Origin of the sequence: Clostridium gelidum (assembly GCF_019977655.1) — a bacterium.
GTDB classification, from domain to species: domain Bacteria; phylum Bacillota; class Clostridia; order Clostridiales; family Clostridiaceae; genus Clostridium; species Clostridium gelidum.
This window is the reverse complement of the sequence record NZ_AP024849.1, coordinates 1,747,198-1,765,202: the sequence shown is the minus strand read 5'-3', so window position 1 is coordinate 1,765,202 and position 18,005 is coordinate 1,747,198. Positions and strand designations below refer to the sequence as shown.

16 protein-coding genes are annotated in these 18,005 nt (G+C 28.4%); all 16 read right to left on the bottom strand.

Annotated features, from left to right (window positions below; genetic code table 11):
• Nucleotides 1-132: 132 nt before the first annotated feature.
• The 16 genes from psyc5s11_RS07785 to psyc5s11_RS07710 all read right to left on the bottom strand — a co-directional run bounded on the left by psyc5s11_RS07785 (nt 133) and on the right by psyc5s11_RS07710 (nt 17,910).
• Nucleotides 133-2,562, bottom strand: a complete 2,430-nt coding sequence (locus tag psyc5s11_RS07785; protein WP_224037043.1) for a heavy metal translocating P-type ATPase — start codon at nt 2,560-2,562, stop codon at nt 133-135.
• A gap of 22 nt (nt 2,563-2,584) precedes the next feature.
• Complete coding sequence (locus psyc5s11_RS07780) at nt 2,585-2,950, bottom strand: ArsR/SmtB family transcription factor (RefSeq protein WP_311196418.1); 366 nt, start codon at nt 2,948-2,950, stop codon at nt 2,585-2,587.
• A 390-nt stretch (nt 2,951-3,340) separates the two neighbouring features.
• The gene (locus tag psyc5s11_RS07775; RefSeq protein ID WP_224037042.1) at nt 3,341-4,156 is read right to left on the bottom strand and encodes a nitroreductase family protein; all 816 of its coding nucleotides are present in this window, start codon (nt 4,154-4,156) and stop codon (nt 3,341-3,343) included.
• A gap of 42 nt (nt 4,157-4,198) precedes the next feature.
• On the bottom strand, nt 4,199-4,924 hold the full coding sequence (locus tag psyc5s11_RS07770) for a DsbA family oxidoreductase (RefSeq protein WP_224037041.1): 726 nt from the start codon (nt 4,922-4,924) through the stop codon (nt 4,199-4,201).
• A 166-nt stretch (nt 4,925-5,090) separates the two neighbouring features.
• The gene (locus psyc5s11_RS07765) at nt 5,091-6,728 is read right to left on the bottom strand and encodes a methyl-accepting chemotaxis protein (protein WP_224037040.1); all 1,638 of its coding nucleotides are present in this window, start codon (nt 6,726-6,728) and stop codon (nt 5,091-5,093) included.
• Between the two features lie 76 nt (nt 6,729-6,804).
• Nucleotides 6,805-7,239: a MarR family winged helix-turn-helix transcriptional regulator gene (locus psyc5s11_RS07760; protein WP_224037039.1), complete on the bottom strand. Its 435-nt coding sequence runs from the start codon at nt 7,237-7,239 to the stop codon at nt 6,805-6,807.
• 202 nt (nt 7,240-7,441) lie between these two features.
• Nucleotides 7,442-8,863, bottom strand: a complete 1,422-nt coding sequence (locus psyc5s11_RS07755; protein ID WP_224038148.1) for a family 43 glycosylhydrolase — start codon at nt 8,861-8,863, stop codon at nt 7,442-7,444.
• Nucleotides 8,864-9,154: 291 nt separating this feature from the next.
• Nucleotides 9,155-9,574 (bottom strand): DUF3237 family protein, encoded by a 420-nt coding sequence (locus psyc5s11_RS07750; RefSeq protein ID WP_224037038.1) that lies wholly within the window; start codon nt 9,572-9,574, stop codon nt 9,155-9,157.
• 171 nt (nt 9,575-9,745) lie between these two features.
• Nucleotides 9,746-9,895 carry a hypothetical protein gene (locus psyc5s11_RS07745; protein ID WP_224037037.1) on the bottom strand — a complete coding sequence of 50 codons (150 nt, stop codon included), beginning with the start codon at nt 9,893-9,895 and terminating at the stop codon, nt 9,746-9,748.
• A 26-nt stretch (nt 9,896-9,921) separates the two neighbouring features.
• On the bottom strand, nt 9,922-10,341 hold the full coding sequence (locus psyc5s11_RS07740) for a GtrA family protein (protein ID WP_224037036.1): 420 nt from the start codon (nt 10,339-10,341) through the stop codon (nt 9,922-9,924).
• On the bottom strand, nt 10,338-11,393 hold the full coding sequence (locus tag psyc5s11_RS07735; RefSeq protein ID WP_375541991.1) for a glycosyltransferase family 2 protein: 1,056 nt from the start codon (nt 11,391-11,393) through the stop codon (nt 10,338-10,340). Before psyc5s11_RS07735 ends, psyc5s11_RS07740 begins: the two co-directional genes overlap by 4 nt.
• A gap of 95 nt (nt 11,394-11,488) precedes the next feature.
• Nucleotides 11,489-12,955, bottom strand: coding sequence for a glycosyltransferase family 39 protein (locus psyc5s11_RS07730; protein ID WP_224037035.1), 1,467 nt, complete (start codon nt 12,953-12,955; stop codon nt 11,489-11,491).
• 478 nt (nt 12,956-13,433) lie between these two features.
• Nucleotides 13,434-14,456, bottom strand: a complete 1,023-nt coding sequence (locus psyc5s11_RS07725) for a sensor histidine kinase (protein ID WP_224037034.1) — start codon at nt 14,454-14,456, stop codon at nt 13,434-13,436.
• Nucleotides 14,453-15,124 carry a response regulator transcription factor gene (locus tag psyc5s11_RS07720; protein WP_224037033.1) on the bottom strand — a complete coding sequence of 224 codons (672 nt, stop codon included), beginning with the start codon at nt 15,122-15,124 and terminating at the stop codon, nt 14,453-14,455. Before psyc5s11_RS07720 ends, psyc5s11_RS07725 begins: the two co-directional genes overlap by 4 nt.
• Nucleotides 15,125-15,161: 37 nt before the next feature.
• Complete coding sequence (locus psyc5s11_RS07715) at nt 15,162-17,153, bottom strand: FtsX-like permease family protein (protein ID WP_224037032.1); 1,992 nt, start codon at nt 17,151-17,153, stop codon at nt 15,162-15,164.
• A complete protein-coding gene (locus tag psyc5s11_RS07710; RefSeq protein WP_224037031.1) occupies nt 17,143-17,910 on the bottom strand; it encodes an ABC transporter ATP-binding protein in 768 nt (255 codons plus the stop codon). The genes psyc5s11_RS07715 and psyc5s11_RS07710 overlap by 11 nt, the downstream gene beginning before the upstream one ends.
• Nucleotides 17,911-18,005: the final 95 nt, after the last annotated feature.

Sequence of the window (18,005 nt, the reverse complement as noted above, 5' to 3'; positions counted from 1 at the left end):
ACCTTAATCATCAATCTGTAACATATTGTACCAAAAGGATTATATAATGTCAATATTGTTTTATTAGTAATATTCTAATCCAATAGAAAAAGTGCAGCCATAACATTATGACTACACTCAAAATAAATATCTCTAAATATTCTCTACCTTCATAGCTCTCATTGCATTTAGCACTGCAATTAGCGCTACTCCAACATCTCCAAATACTGCTTCCCACATAGTTCCAATACCAAAGGCTACAAGAACTAATATTACAAGTTTAATACCTAAAGCAAAAACTATATTTTGCATTACTATATTCCTTGTTTTCTTTGCTATTTTTATAGCTAATGCAATTTTTGAAGGTTCATCTGTCATTATAACTACATCTGCTGCTTCAATTGCAGCATCTGAACCAACACCACCCATTGCTATTCCTATATCAGCTCTAGCTAAAACTGGAGCATCGTTTATTCCATCACCTACAAATACTATCTTACCTTTAGCTGATTTTTCTTTATATAATAGTTCTAGCTTTTCAACTTTTTGATCTGGTAATAATTCGGCATAAACTTCATCTAACCCTAATTCCTTAGCAATCTTAGCTCCAACTGTTTTATTATCACCTGTGAGCATTACTATTTTCTTAACACCAATAGCTTTTAAAGATTTTATAGCCTTTGCTGAATCATCTTTTACCTCATCAGAGATAACTATATATCCTGCATATTTTTTATCTACAGCAATATGAACTACAGTACCTATAGTTTCTACTTCATTATAAGAAATATTCTCTTTATTCATTAATTTGTAGTTACCAACTAGAACTTCTTTTCCTTCAATAACAACTTTAACTCCATGGCCTGATATCTCTTCATGATTCTTTACCTTATCTGAAGCTATTTCTTTTCCATAAGCTCTTAATATTGAAGTTGCTATTGGATGATTCGAGTAGTTTTCTGCGAAAGCAGCATAAGCTATAAGTTCATCTTCTGAAATATTATTTTCTGGTTTTATTTCAGTTACTTTAAATATCCCTTTTGTAAGTGTTCCAGTTTTATCAAATACAACAATTTCAACATTATTTAACGCCTCAAGATAATTTCCACCCTTAACGAGTATTCCATTCTTTGATGCTCCACCTATTCCTCCAAAGAAACCAAGAGGGATAGATACTACTAAAGCACAAGGACAAGATACTACTAAAAATGCTAATGCTCTATAAATCCAATCAGAAAATATTGCTCCTTCTATAACAAATGGTGGTATTACAGCTAGTGCTAATGCTGAAAAAACAACAGCAGGTGTATAGTATCTAGCAAACTTTGTTATGAAATTTTCTGTTGGAGCTTTTTTACTACTTGCATTTTGAACTAAATCTAATATCTTTGCAACAGTAGAATCTCCAAACTCTTTCTCAACTTCTATTGTTAAAAGTCCATTTTTATTAATAACTCCACTTAAAATATTATCTCCAACGCCCACTTCTCTAGGAACTGATTCACCAGTTAATGCAGCAGTATCAACCATAGAATTTCCCTCAATTACTTTTCCATCTAATGGAACCTTCTCACCTGGTTTTACTATTATGATATCACCAATTCTAACTTCTTCTGGCTCTACTTTTTTAATATCATCATTTATTTTTAAGTTAGCAAAGTCTGGTCTAATATCCATAAGAGCTGAAATAGATTTTCTTGAACGATTAACAGCCAAGTCTTGAAACATCTCTCCTATTTGATAGAAAAGCATAACCGCTACACCTTCTGGATATTCTCCTATAGCAAAAGCACCAATAGTTGCTATACTCATCAGAAAATTTTCATCAAATACTTGACCTCTCCTTATATTTCTTAAAGCACCTAAAACCACTTCTCCACCTACAAGTATATAACTTGCTAAATACAACAATAATTCTACTGAATTAGAAAATTTCATAGCAGTTGCTATTACAAAAATTATTGCACCAATAGCCAATCTAATAATTTCACTCTTATTACTTTCCTCTTCATCTTCTTTATCGTTACTTTTTGATACTTTATCTTTACTATCAATTACAACTACATTAACATCTGGTTCAATTCTTTTAACTATTTTTTTAACATTATCTATAATATCGTTTTGTTTTGATAAATCATTTATTTCCATCACAAGCTTTGTCGATATAAAATCTACTGTTGCTGATTTTACACCATCTATATTATTTGATTCTCTTTCAATTTTCCCTGCACAGTTAGCACAGCATAAACCTTCAAGTAGAATCTCTTTTCTTAAAATTTTCCCTTTTTCTTTTTCTCTAACCTTAACATGAGCTTCAATACTAGTTACAATATTAATTACTGCTTCTATTAATTCTTCTACTCTACTAGATTCTTTTATTTCTAAGATTAAAGTTTTAGTAAGAAAATTTACATTGGCGGAATTAACTCCATCTAACTCGTTTATTTTTTGCTCCATTTTAGCTGCACAGTTTGCACATCCAAGTCCTTCTAGCATAAATTCCTTTTTTACTTTTTTTATGTGATTTTTATTTGATAGTTTGGCATTAACAGGACTATTAGATATTTTTATATTACTTGCCATAATTTTTCCTCCAATCTAAAAGTTACTTTTTCTCAGAAATATGAACTAGGCCTTGATCGAAAATACTTTTAACATGTTCATCATCTAGTGAGTAGTAAACCACTTTACCTTGTCTTTTGTACTTTACTAGTCTAGCTTGTTTCAAAACTCTTAATTGATGTGAAATAGCTGATTGAGTCATTCCAAGTAGTGCTGCTATATCACAAACGCACATTTCAGCTTCAAATAATACACATAATATTTTTATTCTTGTTGAATCTCCAAGTACTTTAAATAAATCAGCTAAATCATAAAGAGTTTCCTCTTCTGGTATACACTCCTTAACTTTATTAACTATATCTTCATGAATTATGGTACAATTACAGATTTCAATATTATTATTTTCCACTCTTATCACCCCTTCGTCTGAACATATGAATACTTGTTCATATATACATTATATGCAATACTACTTTATTTTGTCAATACAATAATTAATATTATATGTTTAAATTTTGCCTTATTAAATATTTTTATGTTAAATTAATTAATACCTATTGCAGGTATTAATAATATAATCAGTTTAGCGCATAATACTAAAACCCTTCTCTAAATTTTTACAAATTAAAAAGCCCACAAAAATCAACTTTGATTTTTGTGGGTTTCATGGTAGACTTTTAAAATCGACTATTCTGCTTAAATTTTACTTATTATAGGTTGTTGAATAACTAACTTTTTAAATAATTATTTAGCGGATGCTTTAATTCCCCTTATATTTTCAAACGAAATTTATTACATATTATCCAATCCATGATGCTACATATTTATATTTATTGTCCTCCTTGCCAATTAACACCTTAATTTCACCTTTTAATCCTTTTTCTTTTGCAGCTAAATAAAAATGACATATGCAAATTCCAATATCAATTCTGCTCATTTCAATTTTGCCTTCTGAATATATATGATAATTATTACCGTCTTTCAGTATCCTCCAAGGTTGCTTATTCATTGCTGATGGAGCAATACGAACCATTTCTAAAACCTCAGTATACTCTTTACAATCTTTTGGAATTAGTGCAGTATCAAAATTCTCATAAAAAAATATTTCAGTAAACTCTTTTCTTTTAAATGTATTACTTCCAAACATTCTTGCTAAAATAGATTTTTTTCCACCCTCAATTCCTACTGGTGACACTATTGGCAATTTTTCATCTTCTTTTAATTCCATTGCTTTTGCAAAATTACCTTTGTTAAATGTTCCACCTAGCCAAACAGTTCCGAGTCCTAAAGATGTACAATACAATATTACCTTTTCAAATAAAAATCCTAAATCTTCAAGATCATAATTACTTTTTTTATAAGCTACAGCTAAATAATAACTTGCACCTTTTATTACTCCATAAGTACCTAATTTTATTTCTTTATTTGTATCATCTTTTTCAAATAACTGTATTTTAACCTTTCCGCCAAAAGGACCTACTGAATTATTAATTTCATCTAAATAAACTTGAAGTTTTTCTTTTACATCTTTTGATATCCCTGTATTCTCATAGTTTCTTACAGAATGTCTCTTCTTTATTATTTCATTTATTGGTTCATTAAATGTAGTATTCATTATTGCCTCCTTAAAACCTCACTGCTTATTTCTTGTCTATAATTAAAGTTCACATTTTCCATCTGAACATTTGCCAGCATTAGAATTTCCATTTTCTTTATCTTCTAATACAAATTCTGTTACTACTTCTGAAAGTTCTTCTTTTTTTACTTTTTCAAGCAACTCCAAAAATAATTCAGGTGGTTGTGCACCAGATGCTGAATATTTATTATTAAATACAAAGTAAGGAACTCCACTAATTCTTAGTTTTGAAGCACTTTCTTCATCTTTTCTTACTTCATCTCCATACTTATCTGATTCCAAAACCTTTAACGCTTCCTCACTATTAAGACCTACTTCACCTGCAAGATTAGCTAATACTTGATAATCAGATATGTTTAATGAATCTACAAAATAAGCTTTCAAAAGTCTTTCCGATAACTCATTCGCCTTCCCTTCAGTTTTTGCATAATGTGATAGTCTATGAGCATCAAAAGTATTTGTTGGAATTAAATCATCAAAATTATAGTTAAGATCAATTTCTTTAGCTTGTTCTACGATTTGATTATTTGACGCTTTTGCTTGTTCTACTGATATTCCATACTTCTTTGCTATTATTTCATGAATATTTTCATTAAATTTCTTTTTAGATGATGGATCAAGTTCAAAGCTTTTAAAAACTAATTCAACCTCATCTTTATATTCAAATTTATTTAATGCTATTTCTAATCTCCTTTTTCCTATATAACAAAATGGACATACAAAATCAGACCATACTTCTATTTTCATTGTTATTCCTCCTCATATTTTTTTAATTTATACATAAATAAAATAATTTATCTATGCTAATGATAATTTTTAATAAAATTTGTATTTATATGCTTTGTTTTATGTGAATTTTTAATTACAAGTTATATATTATTTATTTTTCATTGTGTCTTATATTAAAAAATTTTTATACCTTAAAACTTGAAGTATTTTTTTCTAAAGCCTTTGCCATGTTAAGTAATTTCTTGGCTGTAATAGCCATTTCATTAGTTATAGCAGATTGTTCTTCTGTGGATGCTGTAACTTCTTGTGAAAGTGATGATATTTCCTCTGAATTAGAGGCTATACTTTCTACTGTAGATATAATTTTATCTTTCCCTTTCATAGTCTTTTGAAGAACTTCATTAACTTCATTTATTTTAACTGGAATGTTATTTACTTTAGTAATAATTTCCTTGAAAGCACTTACTGATTCTTCTATATTTTCTTTGCTTTCTTCTACTATATTCGCTGCCAAATCAGTAGTTTCTGAAACATCCTTTGTTTCTCTCATAACCTTATTTACTAAACCTGTTATATTTTTAGCAGAATTTAAAACTTCTTCAGCTAATTTTTTTATTTCTCCAGCTACTACTGAAAAACCTTTTCCTGATTCTCCTGCTCTTGCTGCTTCTATAGATGCATTTAATGCTAAAAGATTTGTTTGTTTTGCTACACTATTTATAACATCTACTATAGAATTAATTTCTGATATAGATTCATCTAAATTTCCAACTTTATTTCTTACGATATGAAACGATTTTTGCATATCTTCTATAGTATTTGATAGACTAGTTATATTTTCCGCTCCTTTAGTTGAGTCATTTTTTATTTCTTCTCCATTTTCACCCAGTTTAAGTAATTTATCACTTACATTATTTAAGTCTGATGAAAAATCTTCTAAAATTCCAAGAGCATTTGATAAATCTTCTGTTTGCTTTATGCCCTGCTCAGATACACTTGTAACCGCTGCTACAATTTCTTCACTGGCTGATGCTACTTCCCCACCACCATTTGAAATGTCTTGTGAAAGATTATTTAAACTTAAAGAAATAGCTTTAATTTTCTTTATAAGAATTCTAAGACCTTTTCTAGTTTCATTACTGCTATAAGCAAGCCTGCCGATTTCATCCTTCCCTTTAACCTCATATTCAGCAGTTAAATCTCCTTTACCTATTTCTCCAATAGTAACTTCCATACTTTCTATAGGCTCTGCTATTCTTTTTGCTATTATTATTGCAGCAATAGTAACCATAATTAAAATAATAATACCTGCAATAATAGATTTCACAATACCACTTGTTATTGTATTCTCCATATTATTTACCGAAATACCTACTGAAACGCTCAAAACAACCTTTTCACCTTGTTTTATAGGTACTGTTACATTATATGCAGGAGTATTTTTCCATTCATTCATAAAAGCTTCGGTCTTTCCTTTAAAAACATTTTCTAATTCTTTTGTTTCTATTTTTTGTCCAATGGAATCTTTTGAAGTTCCTGCTACAAGTGTTCTATCAGGTGAAACTACACCTATATAAAATAAATTTCCTTCTGAGTTATCATAAGTTTCATCAACTATAGCTTGTATTTTATTGATATCATCAATTCCAACATTCTCCATGTTTATTTTTATAATATTTGCTAGATTACTACCATCATCTTTCATTTGATTTTGCAATCCTGTTATCATTTGATAAGTTGAAAAAATAGTGTTACTTAATAGAATAATTACAGCCATGGCTACAAAATTAAAAATTAAGTTTTTTCTTATAGACTTAAACATAAACTTTCTCCTTTTCATATCATAATTTCAATTTATTTCGTACGCGGACGGAATAAATATCTTTGAGAAAATGCTCTTAAAGCATTTTCTCAGTATTCTTCAAAACTTTATTAATATTTTCTTCAAAGATTTGTTTTTTATTATCATCAAAATCATTTAGCATTAACTTTAAAAATTCATCATCTATACTCATAAGCTTTTTTACTATATATAAAGCTTCTGGTTTTAAGCTTATATACACACTTCTTTTATCTTCTGGACAATTACATTTTTTTATCAGACCTTGGTTTTCATACTTATTTATAATATCAGATAATGAAGATTTAGATATTTTCCATATATTTGATACTTCATTGAAAACTAATGGACTTCCATCCTCAGGAAGTATATAAAATAATGGAATATGATTTGGTAATATTGGCAAGCCTTCTTCCTTTATTTTTTTTGCAATAAACTTGTTTGAAATAGAGCTAATTTCATTTATCTTGGTCAATATACAACCACTTTTCATTTTCTCACCTCGTTCGTTCGGGTACGAATTAATATTAACTCTAATAATTATTTTTGTCAATACTTTTTATTTTACTACAAAAATAAGGGGGCGATTTATGAAAAAAATAATAGACCAAAGATGCAACGTATATTTTGCATCATACAAGGAAGGTAAGTTCTGCTCATAGTGGCTACGAACAGAATTTTCCAACATATATTAATTATTCCAATGTAAATGATGCAATACTCGCCTGACTTCTACCAACATACCTAAAGTACAAAGCATGTACACCATCTGGTATTGAAATATTTGAGGAGTATTCTATCCAGTCATTACTGGCATCTACCGTAATTGTACCAATAGGGGTACCATCCCATTTTGTCATTATCTCAAATGTTCCACCAATTCCTAATCCGCCACGAACTTTAATTGTAACCTTAGTTACTCCTTTACAATCAAAATATTTAAAGCCTGCTGTAGCTCCATCTCTCATATTTGCAATATGTCCGATTTCTTCGTCTCCATCCTTGCCATCCTGAGTAATCTTAGGGAAACGACAATCCATCCAGTCTCCTGGTCCTGCAGTCATTGGATTTATATGCTTGCAGAACAAATTACATGCAAGGTATGCTGGGTATTCACCTTTTCCTATTAATGGACCACCATTTGGTCCACAAGATGTCATTTCTACTTGATGAATCGTACCATCTTCAAGTATTTTAATTGGCTCTATGCAGCCTTGTCTGCTAAAATTAGTTCCATTAGTGTGTCTATGATAGAAAATATACCATTTACCCTTTATCTCAACAATACTTCCATGGTTATTTCCACCATAGAACATCGGCTGTTCCGCAGGTTTATAGGAATCTATATATAAATCATTATTGCTTACAATGGTTCCGCGATATACAAAATCCTTCGTAGGATATTTACTTGTTGCATAGCAAAGTTCATGCATATTAACAGATGAATAAATAAAGTAATATGTCTCTCCTAACTTTCTAATAGAAGATGCTTCAAAAAATTCATGTCCTTCAAATCCAGTACCTTGGCTATATGACTCACTTGGTGCTAAAGTTATAGGTTCTTCTTTAATAGTAAGCATATCTGCTTCTAGTACTATTGCCATTGACCCTTTTCGTGATTTATCCACTGGCATACAAAAACCAGTATAAAGATAAACATTATTTCCTTCTGTTAGAACACCAGGATCAAACTGAAATTGATCGTTCTCTCTTTCCCCAAGAATTGTGCCATCCTTATAACGCACATACCCATAAAATTCATACTTACCAGCTGGTATATCACAAACCGCAACCGACACTATAGGAAAATGATCCAAACAATAATATAAATAATATCGACCATCTTGTCCTAAAGTAACATCTGGGGCATAAAGACACGCTTCTCCATCTTGGTTTTTAGGGTCATCAGTTTTTTTATAAATAACTCCTTCGTATTTCCAATCAGATAAGTCATCTTCAGGTGCTGACCAGCATACATAATCATTCATACAATATGTATGGCTGTTAAATCGATCATGAGAGCCATACACATATACTCTATTACCAAACACATAAGGTTCTCCATCAGGGCTATATTCCCAAGATGGAAGATATGGATTAAGTCCTTGTCTTTTCATAAATATTACCATTCCTTTCATTTTACGAAGAACATAAAAATTACAAGTCATTTTCTTTCGTAATTTTTTATCAAAAAAGTTGTTTTCTTACAATATCTTTAGCACAAAATCAATATATATTAAATTGTAATTTAACAACATTTGTATTAAAAATTATAAAATACTAAGTATGTTAAAGCAATGATATATTCTAACTTTAAATTGATGTATTCTAAGATTAGAAATTCAACTATCTCTAACATTCTTTCTAAAGATTTGATATTTTCACAAAAAGATTAAATTACTTCTAACCTATACCTGCCTATATATCTTTATATCTACGCCTGACTCTGTTCCAACTCCTTCCCCAACTAATAAATCATAATTCAGAAATTCCAACGCTTTACTATCTGTAATAATTTTCGGGTAAGTTCTAAACGGTACATATTTAAGTTTTCTGTTTACATTACCGTTATTCTCTATGAATATTTTACAACTTTTCCCTGTATAATCCTTCCCCTCAAGCATATACCTTGCTGATAAGGTATGCTTGTCCTCAAATCTTCCAATAATCTGTGTATCAACTCCTCCTGGGAGTACATCCCCTTCGAAATACTTTCCAGTGACATTTCCTTTAAACAAAATCATACAAACTGAATCTACATTATCACTATGCATCTCAATAATTTTTTCTATATTAACATGCACAGTTAATACTTCTTCAAATTCCATTTTACTACACCTCCTCTCATAAAAAATTAAAAAATACTTTTATAACTTATTTTAATCCATAAGCAGAAACAGAAACAACAGGAACACCAATTTCCTTCTCTATATTATTTATTTCTTCTTTTGTTATAGCTGTATCATTTTCAGTAACTCCTATAGTACTGTCTATTACTACTAATGCAACATTTGTCTTTGATAAAACTTCAAATATTTTCTTTTTTCTTGATTTGTTAGTGCATTTATAATACTGGCTTTGTCCGCGTATGTCATTCCAAACATATCAATATGTACTCTTTCTCCAGATGGTGTTGATTTTAAACTCATATAATTACTTTTGAATCATTTTTTAGTTATTTAAATACCAATAGTTTATATCCAACAAAATTTGTTATTTGAGCTGCGAAGGTTACAATTATTTTTGCTATATATACATTAAGATTAAATCTTTTTATTAAAATTCTCATAAATATTATTGTAATTATAAGAGAAATTAAATTAATAATAATAAATTTCAAAAATTCATGCACTATCTTTTTATTAGCATCTTTATCTTCAAATGTCCAATTTCTATTAAATATAAAACTATTTACAACTCCAAAGCTATATCCTGATATCTGACTTGTTGTATAATTTATTCCAAACCAACTATTAATTATTGTAAACGTAACAAAATCAATAAGTGTATTTAATACTCCTACAATTGAAAAACGACTTAACATTTTAAGCTTTCCCCTCCAAATGTAATTCATTAATCTAATTAGAACTTTCATACTTTATTAGTAGTTGCGCTTAAAAAGTTCTTGGTTGTGCTTCGCACTTTTTCAGAGGTGCGTGCTTTTTTTATAGGTGAAAAGTTCCTAATTGCGCTTCGCGCTTTTTTTATAGGTGTATTATTTATTGTACTGGCAATTATATAAATAGGTCTTCCTTTACTTTCGTCAAAAATTCTTGCAATATATTGCCCCATTATACCAATGCAGCCTAAAGTTATACCAAACATAATTAAATTAATTGATATAATCATTCCAAAGTTTATTATTTCTGTTTTGTTAAGTATACTTTTTACGTTAGTAACAACCATTGAAATTATTCCTATAAAAAAAGATAAGCCTCCAAAATATCCAGCAATAACAAGTGGTTTATATGAAAAAGACGTTATACCATCAAAAGCAAGCTTCATCATATTTTTCAAAGAATATTTAGTCTCTCCAGCAAGTCTCTCCTGTCTTTCAAATTCCACATAAATTTGCTTATAACCAACCCAGCTAACAAGCCCTCTTACATATCTATTTTTTTCAGGAAGTGAAATCATAGCGTTACATACCTTTCGATCTATAAGTCTAAAATCTCCAGTATCTACAGGAATATCAATAGTAGTTATACTTTTTAATATTCTATAAAACATCTTTGCTGTAAATTTTTTAAAGAAAGTCTCTCCCTCTCTTTTTATTCTCTTCCCATAAACAACTTCATAACCTTCCTTCCATTTTTCAATCATCTTCAAAATAACTTCTGGAGGATCTTGAAGATCTGCGTCAATTACTACCACAGCATCACCTAGCGCCAAGTCCATGCCTGCTGTTATTGCTGCCTGATGACCAAAGTTTCGTGAAAAGTTAATAAGTTTTATTTTTTCATCACTTTCACATATTTCTTCAGCTTTTTCTCTTGTCTTGTCCTTACTTCCATCATTAACGAATATAATTTCATAATCTTCTTTAACAGAATCCATAACTTTTTTTAATCTTCTATAACTTTCATCTATGACAAGCTCCTCATTATACAAAGGCACTATAATCGAATAAACTACTCTATTAATCATTTTTCTCACCTCAACTATTTATAATATTTTTTTAAAGTTCTATAGTGTTTTAATTCATTTAAAATACACCTACTGCCAGTGCACTTTCTAATATTTCAATCATATTGCCTGTAAATATTATTGAACAATTTAAAATTAATATTCTTCACTCCATCAACTGCCAATATAATAAATAACCAGCAAATAATATAGCCATATCTACTTTGGTTTTCAGTAATTAAATAAGCTGCTATATATCCACAGAATATTAAATAAAACAAATTTAATTTTGAATTTGCTTTAAAGAATTTTTTATCTTTCAATCCTAGAAATATCAAAATTAATATAATAATATAAAATAGCTGAAATGGCATTGAACCAAAAATTCCTATTTTAAATATCGTTTCACTTTGGGGAATATCTTTTTGAGTCCATAATGAGCCTGCATAATCTCCTATACACCATTGTGATGAAAGTTTTACTCCATAGAAAATGAATAATTTAATAGGTGAATTAGTAGTGAGCCTTAAATAAATTATTTCTTTACACTTTGCTGCAAGTTCATCATAGTTACTTAAATATTCCTCTACCGTTTGTGCATCTTCAACATTCCACATGCCCAAATTATTGATATTTGTTCCTTTAAGAACATTTGTTATTTTAGGTTCGCTCCCTCTCCATAATGAATTTTCTGTAATATTCATATTTTGAAGAGTATTACTAACCAAAACTATAATCATTATATAAGGTATGATGATACAAAGTATATTTAATAACTTTTTTAGTATTTTATCTTTAAAGTAAATAGCAATATATAAAATATAAGCAATTACAATCACAACAGCAACCATTCTAAATAAATTTCCAAAAGCTAAAAATACACTGCTAAAACCAAGCAATAGAAATTTATATTTATATTTATCAATTTTGATGCTCTTTAAAAATAAATATATACTTAATAAATAAAAAGGCATGGCCAAGTTTTCACCGCAAAAGACTGATGTATAAGTAACAAGTGGTGGAAATATACTGCCTATTAATAATGATAATAATGCTTTCCTTTTATCATTGAACAATTCATAACTTATAAAATATATAAGTACTAATACTAGTAATCCTAAAAATAAATTTATAATTTTCATTGCTAATAGATTATGTTGGGGACATAAATATTCGATTAATGACATGTATAGAACTGTTATAGTGAGATGTGGAAATCTTGCTATATATTCTTTTCCTTTAAAGCTGCTGCTATCCCCTTGGGTAAAAGCTTTAGCAGATTCATACATAACTTTAAAATCAGAAATCGGTGTATTATTAGTATTTAATAACCATAGAATTCTAATAACTGCTGACATTAAGATTAATAAACATATTTTTTGTTTATTATTAAGATTAGAATTTATTATTTTATATCCTAAAAATAATGAAATTATTATAGCAAAAGTAAATACTATGGTGCCTATATTAAAGTCTAAGATAGTAACAAACAAAATACAAACGCTGGCTATAATAACAATTGATAATACAATTTTTAATATTGTATTCATAAACTTAGTAAATACTTCATTTAATTTATTCATTTTTAACTCCTTTAAGGCACATGAAAATAAATAACAAGTCCAAAATTGCCATGTATATTTTTCATCAGGCAAGGAGGCAAAGTGCCCTCATAGTAGGCCTATTAGGTCAATTTGCCGACGCCGCATGATGGAAAATAGGCTGGCAAATAGACTTGTTATTTTTTGATTGTGCCTAACTATCAAATGTTAAAGCGCTAATCTATAAGTAATAATTATTATAATTTAAACGTTCAAAAAAGACACTAAATTTATGTTATAATATTTTTGTGACGATTATTATATACTTGTAGCTTTAGCTTTATTGCAATGTATTCTGTTGGTGCAGAATATTAGCTGGATTACAAATAATCTTGCTTTAGCGATTAACTTTAACACTTGTAGCGATAATCATTTTTAAGGTTTCTTATTTGTTCTTTGGTGAGAGTAAATAAGAAACTTTTTTATTTCTTTATTAAATTTTTAAAAACTTTCGGCTCATTCAATTTTCTTCTGTAAAAGTTACCATATCTGACAATGGAAATATTATCGTAACTCTAGTTCCTTTATTCACCTCAGAGTCAATACTAATTTTTAATCCCAATTTCAAGCAAAGCTTTTCACATAGATACAATCCTATCCCTGTGCTTTTGCTAAATCTTCTTCCATTCTCACCAGTGAAGCCTTTTTCAAAGATTCTATTTATATCTTTATCTATTATACCTACTCCATTATCATCTATAATTAGCATTACCGAATTAGCTTTCTTAACTGAATATATATTTATTATTGGTTCTTTATTACTACAATACTTTATAGAGTTTCCAATTATCTGATTAATAATAAATTTAGTCCATTTTTCATCGGTATATACAATTTCATTAATATCTTTTATATCTAATTTTATTTTCTTATGAATAAAATCTCTATAATTTCTTTTGACTACATTTCTTACTACATCATCAAGGTTGATTTGTTTTATAATATAATCTTTATGAGCATTATTACTTCGAGAATAATAAAGCACCTGTTCTACAAATCCCTCAATTCTATCTACCTGGAAGTCTATTTTATTAGTTACTTCATTTTGATTATTTTCAATTATCAGCTTTGTAGAAGCTATTGGCGTTTTAATTTCATGGACCCAAGTCTCTATGTATTCTCTATAATCCATCTGCATATCTTTATAATATTTTACATTCTCATGCATATCTCTACTTAGTTCTTTAAGTATACAATTGAGTTTTTCCCCTTGTATAAAGTCTGCTTCCTTTATCATCTCTGGAAGTAGATATTTCTTGTCCAATTTTTCTAATATGCTATCAATCTCATTATAATAATTTTTATATTTTATATACTCAAGGGTCACATATGAACATAATGGAAAAAACCAGATACAAAAAGCAAATACAATTATAATGAAGCTAACATTAATAACAAACATTATAGCTGCGAGTACAATAAACATAAGCATATTGCATAGTATTATAACAGTTTTATCTTTAATAAATTCACCTATACTCATGGCATTATGTACCCTAACCCTCTTCTTGTTTCTATTGGATTTTCTATACCTATCTCTACAAGCTTTTTTCTTAATCTGTTAATATTAACATTTAAAGTGCTGTCATCTACAAAATACTCTGCTTTCCACAAGTATTCCATAAGAGAATCTCGTTTTACTATACTTCCCTTATTATTTATTAAGTAGGAAAGCATCTTAACCTCATTTTTTGTCAACTCCAAGGACTTGTCTTTATAAATAACCGTTGCATTTGAAAGATTTAAATTAAAATCTTTGTAATTTAATATATTATTGGTTTTTAAGTTTCCATATGTTCTTTTTAAAGTATTTGTTATTCTCGCAAGTAGTATTTCTGTATTATAAGGTTTTGTTATAAAATCATCTGCTCCTAAATTCATACTAATTAATTCATCTACTTCACTATCTCTACTTGTAACTATTATAATTGGGACATCTGATGTTTTACGTATTTCTCTACATATATAATAGCCATCAAACTCTGGAAGATTTATGTCTAGTAATATAAGGTTTGCATTCTCATTTTCAACATATTGTATTATGTTATTAAACTCTACTGGTGCATTTACTTCATATCCATACTTTTTCAAAAAATTTTGTAATTCTTCTCTTATAACTTCATCATCTTCAATAATAATAATTTTCCTCATTGTGTTCCCCCTACTCAAATATAAGGTTATTATAAAACTAAATACTATTTTTTACTATATTTTTATAGCCTGTATATGTTATATAGAAATATCCTACATAAACTACAACAAATATTAAAGCTGTTATTAAAGTTGAAAATCTAATATCTATCTGGCTATACGTACTTATCTCATTATTAACTACAATAACACCAACAATTGAATGAATTAATGCAAGAATCACTGGAAGGCTAAAATGTATCAAAGTTTGAATAAATATTGTTTTATTTATCATTTTTTTGTTTGCACCAATTCTCCTTAAAGCTCTATATCTTTCTATACTATCACTAGCTTCTGATAATTGTTGAAGGGCTAATACCGCCATGCTTGTTATTAAAAATACTATAGCTAAATATATTGCAAGAAATAATATTGATGTTGTCGAACCCTTTTCCTCAGAATAAATTCCATCCTTTGACGATGCATTTATATGTGGAAGGTTTAAGCTTTCATACTTACCACCAATCCAGGAATTCTTGTCTATTTCTTCGTATTTTTTATTGTTTTCCTCTCTGCTTTCGTCACAATACATTACATTAAGTACTGATTCAAAAACTTTACAATCAGATAAAAACTCATCATTTATAACTATTGTGCAATAATTATCTGATATTCTATCGGTATCGAGATTCCCCTCTATAGCCTTATGATTTTTTACTACATATTCTTTTCCTTTAATATTCACTTTATTGCCATTATTTAATTTTTGATTAATTGGTTTAATTAATTTATTATAATTTGATAAAATTAAAACTTCATCTTTGTTTAAGCTTATTTCTTTTTCACCCTTTAATTTTAGCATTTTATTATAATCAGATATCTTTACAAGACCTGCTCCCCAACCTTCAAGAACTTCGTCTTCACTTGTAAATAACTCGTTCAGCTTAACATCTGCACCATATTCATTATGAATTTCATATTTTTCATTTTCACTTATTTTAAAATCAATTTTATTAAATATATCTTCTACATTTTGTGTTTCATCATCAGCATATAATATTAGACTGGCATCAAAAGGTGTTATTTTTTCGAGCCCTGCTTCAAAATCTTTCTTAAGACTTATTCCTGTAGATAATACAAGTATTGTAATAAATAACATTAAACATATTACTGACATTGATATGAAATTTGTATTAACCTTCCTACTTATTTGTTTCACTACAAATATATTTAATCCTTTAAAATATACATTTTTATTATTATTTACTATATATAATATAACTCCAGATAAACTAAAGAAAAATAATAATGTACCTACTACTGAAATGACTAGTGATGGCCTAAACATAGGGTTCCATGTGTCTATTCCTATCTTTAGTATAAATTTATACACACATGTTAATGACACTACACTTAACACAAATGATGCTAAATATATAAAAGGATTTTTAAATTTTATATTTTCATTTTTTTTATCTGCTGCTAGTAAATCAATTATTTTGTATTTAGAAATAATAAATACATTAAATATCATTACAAGTAAAAACATTATTCCAAAGCATAATATAGTCTTACCTATAGCACTTATTGAAACAGTAAATCTATATTCCTCCATTGCAACATCAAATAATTTTAATGTAAAAGCAGATAAAACCTGCGATGTTCCCATTCCTAATATAAGACCAGCAATTAAAGATATAGCTCCTACTATAGATGTCTCTGTTACTAAAATTCTAGATATTTTTCTTTTCCCCATACCTAAAGTCATATATATTCCTAATTCTTTTTTACGTTTCTTTATCAAAAAATTATTTGCATATAATATTAAACTGCCTAATATTACTGATACAAATATTGAAAAAATAGACATAGTTTCAGCTAATTTTGATATGTAATTTGCATTTGAAGATTTCATATCAAAAAGTGCCTTTTGTGAATCTATAGAGTTAAAACTATAAAATATACAAACAGCTAGTATTAGTGTTAAGAAATATATCGTATAGTCCTTATAACTTTTTTTTATATTGCTAGCAGCTAGCTTAAAATACATTGTTATCGTCACCTCCAAGAAGAGTTATAACTTCTATAATTTTATTAAAGAATTCCTTTCTAGTGTCATTTCCTCTTATTAGTTCGCTAAAGATTCTTCCATCTTTAATAAAAAGTATCCTATGAGCATAGCTTGCTGTAAAACAATCGTGAGTAACCATAAGTATGGTAGTATTCAAATCCTTGTTTAGAGTTTCAAGTCTTTCAAGTAATAGTCTAGCCGATTTTGAATCTAGCGATCCTGTTGGCTCATCAGCAAGCACTAAAGATGGATTAGTTACTATTGCCCTTGCTGATGCAACTCTTTGCTTTTGTCCACCAGACATTTCATAAGGATATTTATCTAATATCTGTCCTATTTCTAAATGTTTTGCTACTGATTTTATTTTTTCATCTATTTCTGAACTTTTCTCCCCTTTTATTGTTAATGCTAAAGCAATATTCTCATAACCTGTCAGAGTATCTAATAAATTAAAGTCTTGAAATATAAAACCTAACTCATTTTGTCTAAACTTATCTAACTCTTTTGATTTTAGTCTAGTAATATCACTATTATTTATTATTATTTTACCCGCAGTAACATTGTCAATAGTTGATATACAGTTAAGTAATGTAGTTTTACCACTTCCTGAAGGTCCCATTATTCCAACGAACTCCCCCTCATCTACCTTAAAGCTGATATTATCTATAGCCTTTGTTACATTATCTTTACTACCATAATACTTTTCAATTCTTTCTATACTTAATATGCTTTTCATTTATAAATCTCCCTTTTTTCTTTACATTAACTATTATTGTTAACTTCATTTCATGTAACTTATTTTATACGATTCTATTTATATCATCAATTGAA

What these genes read in the sequence shown, in the direction of transcription:
- psyc5s11_RS07785 (WP_224037043.1), bottom strand. Translation starts at nt 2,562, where the DNA reads ATGGCAAGTAATATAAAAATATCTAATAGTCCTGTTAATGCCAAACTA.
- psyc5s11_RS07775 (WP_224037042.1), bottom strand. Translation starts at nt 4,156, where the DNA reads ATGAATACTACATTTAATGAACCAATAAATGAAATAATAAAGAAGAGA.
- psyc5s11_RS07770 (WP_224037041.1), bottom strand. Translation starts at nt 4,924, where the DNA reads ATGAAAATAGAAGTATGGTCTGATTTTGTATGTCCATTTTGTTATATA.
- psyc5s11_RS07765 (WP_224037040.1), bottom strand. Translation starts at nt 6,728, where the DNA reads ATGTTTAAGTCTATAAGAAAAAACTTAATTTTTAATTTTGTAGCCATG.
- psyc5s11_RS07760 (WP_224037039.1), bottom strand. Translation starts at nt 7,239, where the DNA reads ATGAAAAGTGGTTGTATATTGACCAAGATAAATGAAATTAGCTCTATT.
- psyc5s11_RS07755 (WP_224038148.1), bottom strand. Translation starts at nt 8,863, where the DNA reads ATGAAAAGACAAGGACTTAATCCATATCTTCCATCTTGGGAATATAGC.
- psyc5s11_RS07750 (WP_224037038.1), bottom strand. Translation starts at nt 9,574, where the DNA reads ATGGAATTTGAAGAAGTATTAACTGTGCATGTTAATATAGAAAAAATT.
- psyc5s11_RS07745 (WP_224037037.1), bottom strand. Translation starts at nt 9,895, where the DNA reads ATGAGTTTAAAATCAACACCATCTGGAGAAAGAGTACATATTGATATG.
- psyc5s11_RS07740 (WP_224037036.1), bottom strand. Translation starts at nt 10,341, where the DNA reads ATGAAAGTTCTAATTAGATTAATGAATTACATTTGGAGGGGAAAGCTT.
- psyc5s11_RS07735 (WP_375541991.1), bottom strand. Translation starts at nt 11,393, where the DNA reads ATGATTAATAGAGTAGTTTATTCGATTATAGTGCCTTTGTATAATGAG.
- psyc5s11_RS07730 (WP_224037035.1), bottom strand. Translation starts at nt 12,955, where the DNA reads ATGAATAAATTAAATGAAGTATTTACTAAGTTTATGAATACAATATTA.
- psyc5s11_RS07725 (WP_224037034.1), bottom strand. Translation starts at nt 14,456, where the DNA reads ATGAGTATAGGTGAATTTATTAAAGATAAAACTGTTATAATACTATGC.
- psyc5s11_RS07720 (WP_224037033.1), bottom strand. Translation starts at nt 15,124, where the DNA reads ATGAGGAAAATTATTATTATTGAAGATGATGAAGTTATAAGAGAAGAA.
- psyc5s11_RS07715 (WP_224037032.1), bottom strand. Translation starts at nt 17,153, where the DNA reads ATGTATTTTAAGCTAGCTGCTAGCAATATAAAAAAAAGTTATAAGGAC.
- psyc5s11_RS07710 (WP_224037031.1), bottom strand. Translation starts at nt 17,910, where the DNA reads ATGAAAAGCATATTAAGTATAGAAAGAATTGAAAAGTATTATGGTAGT.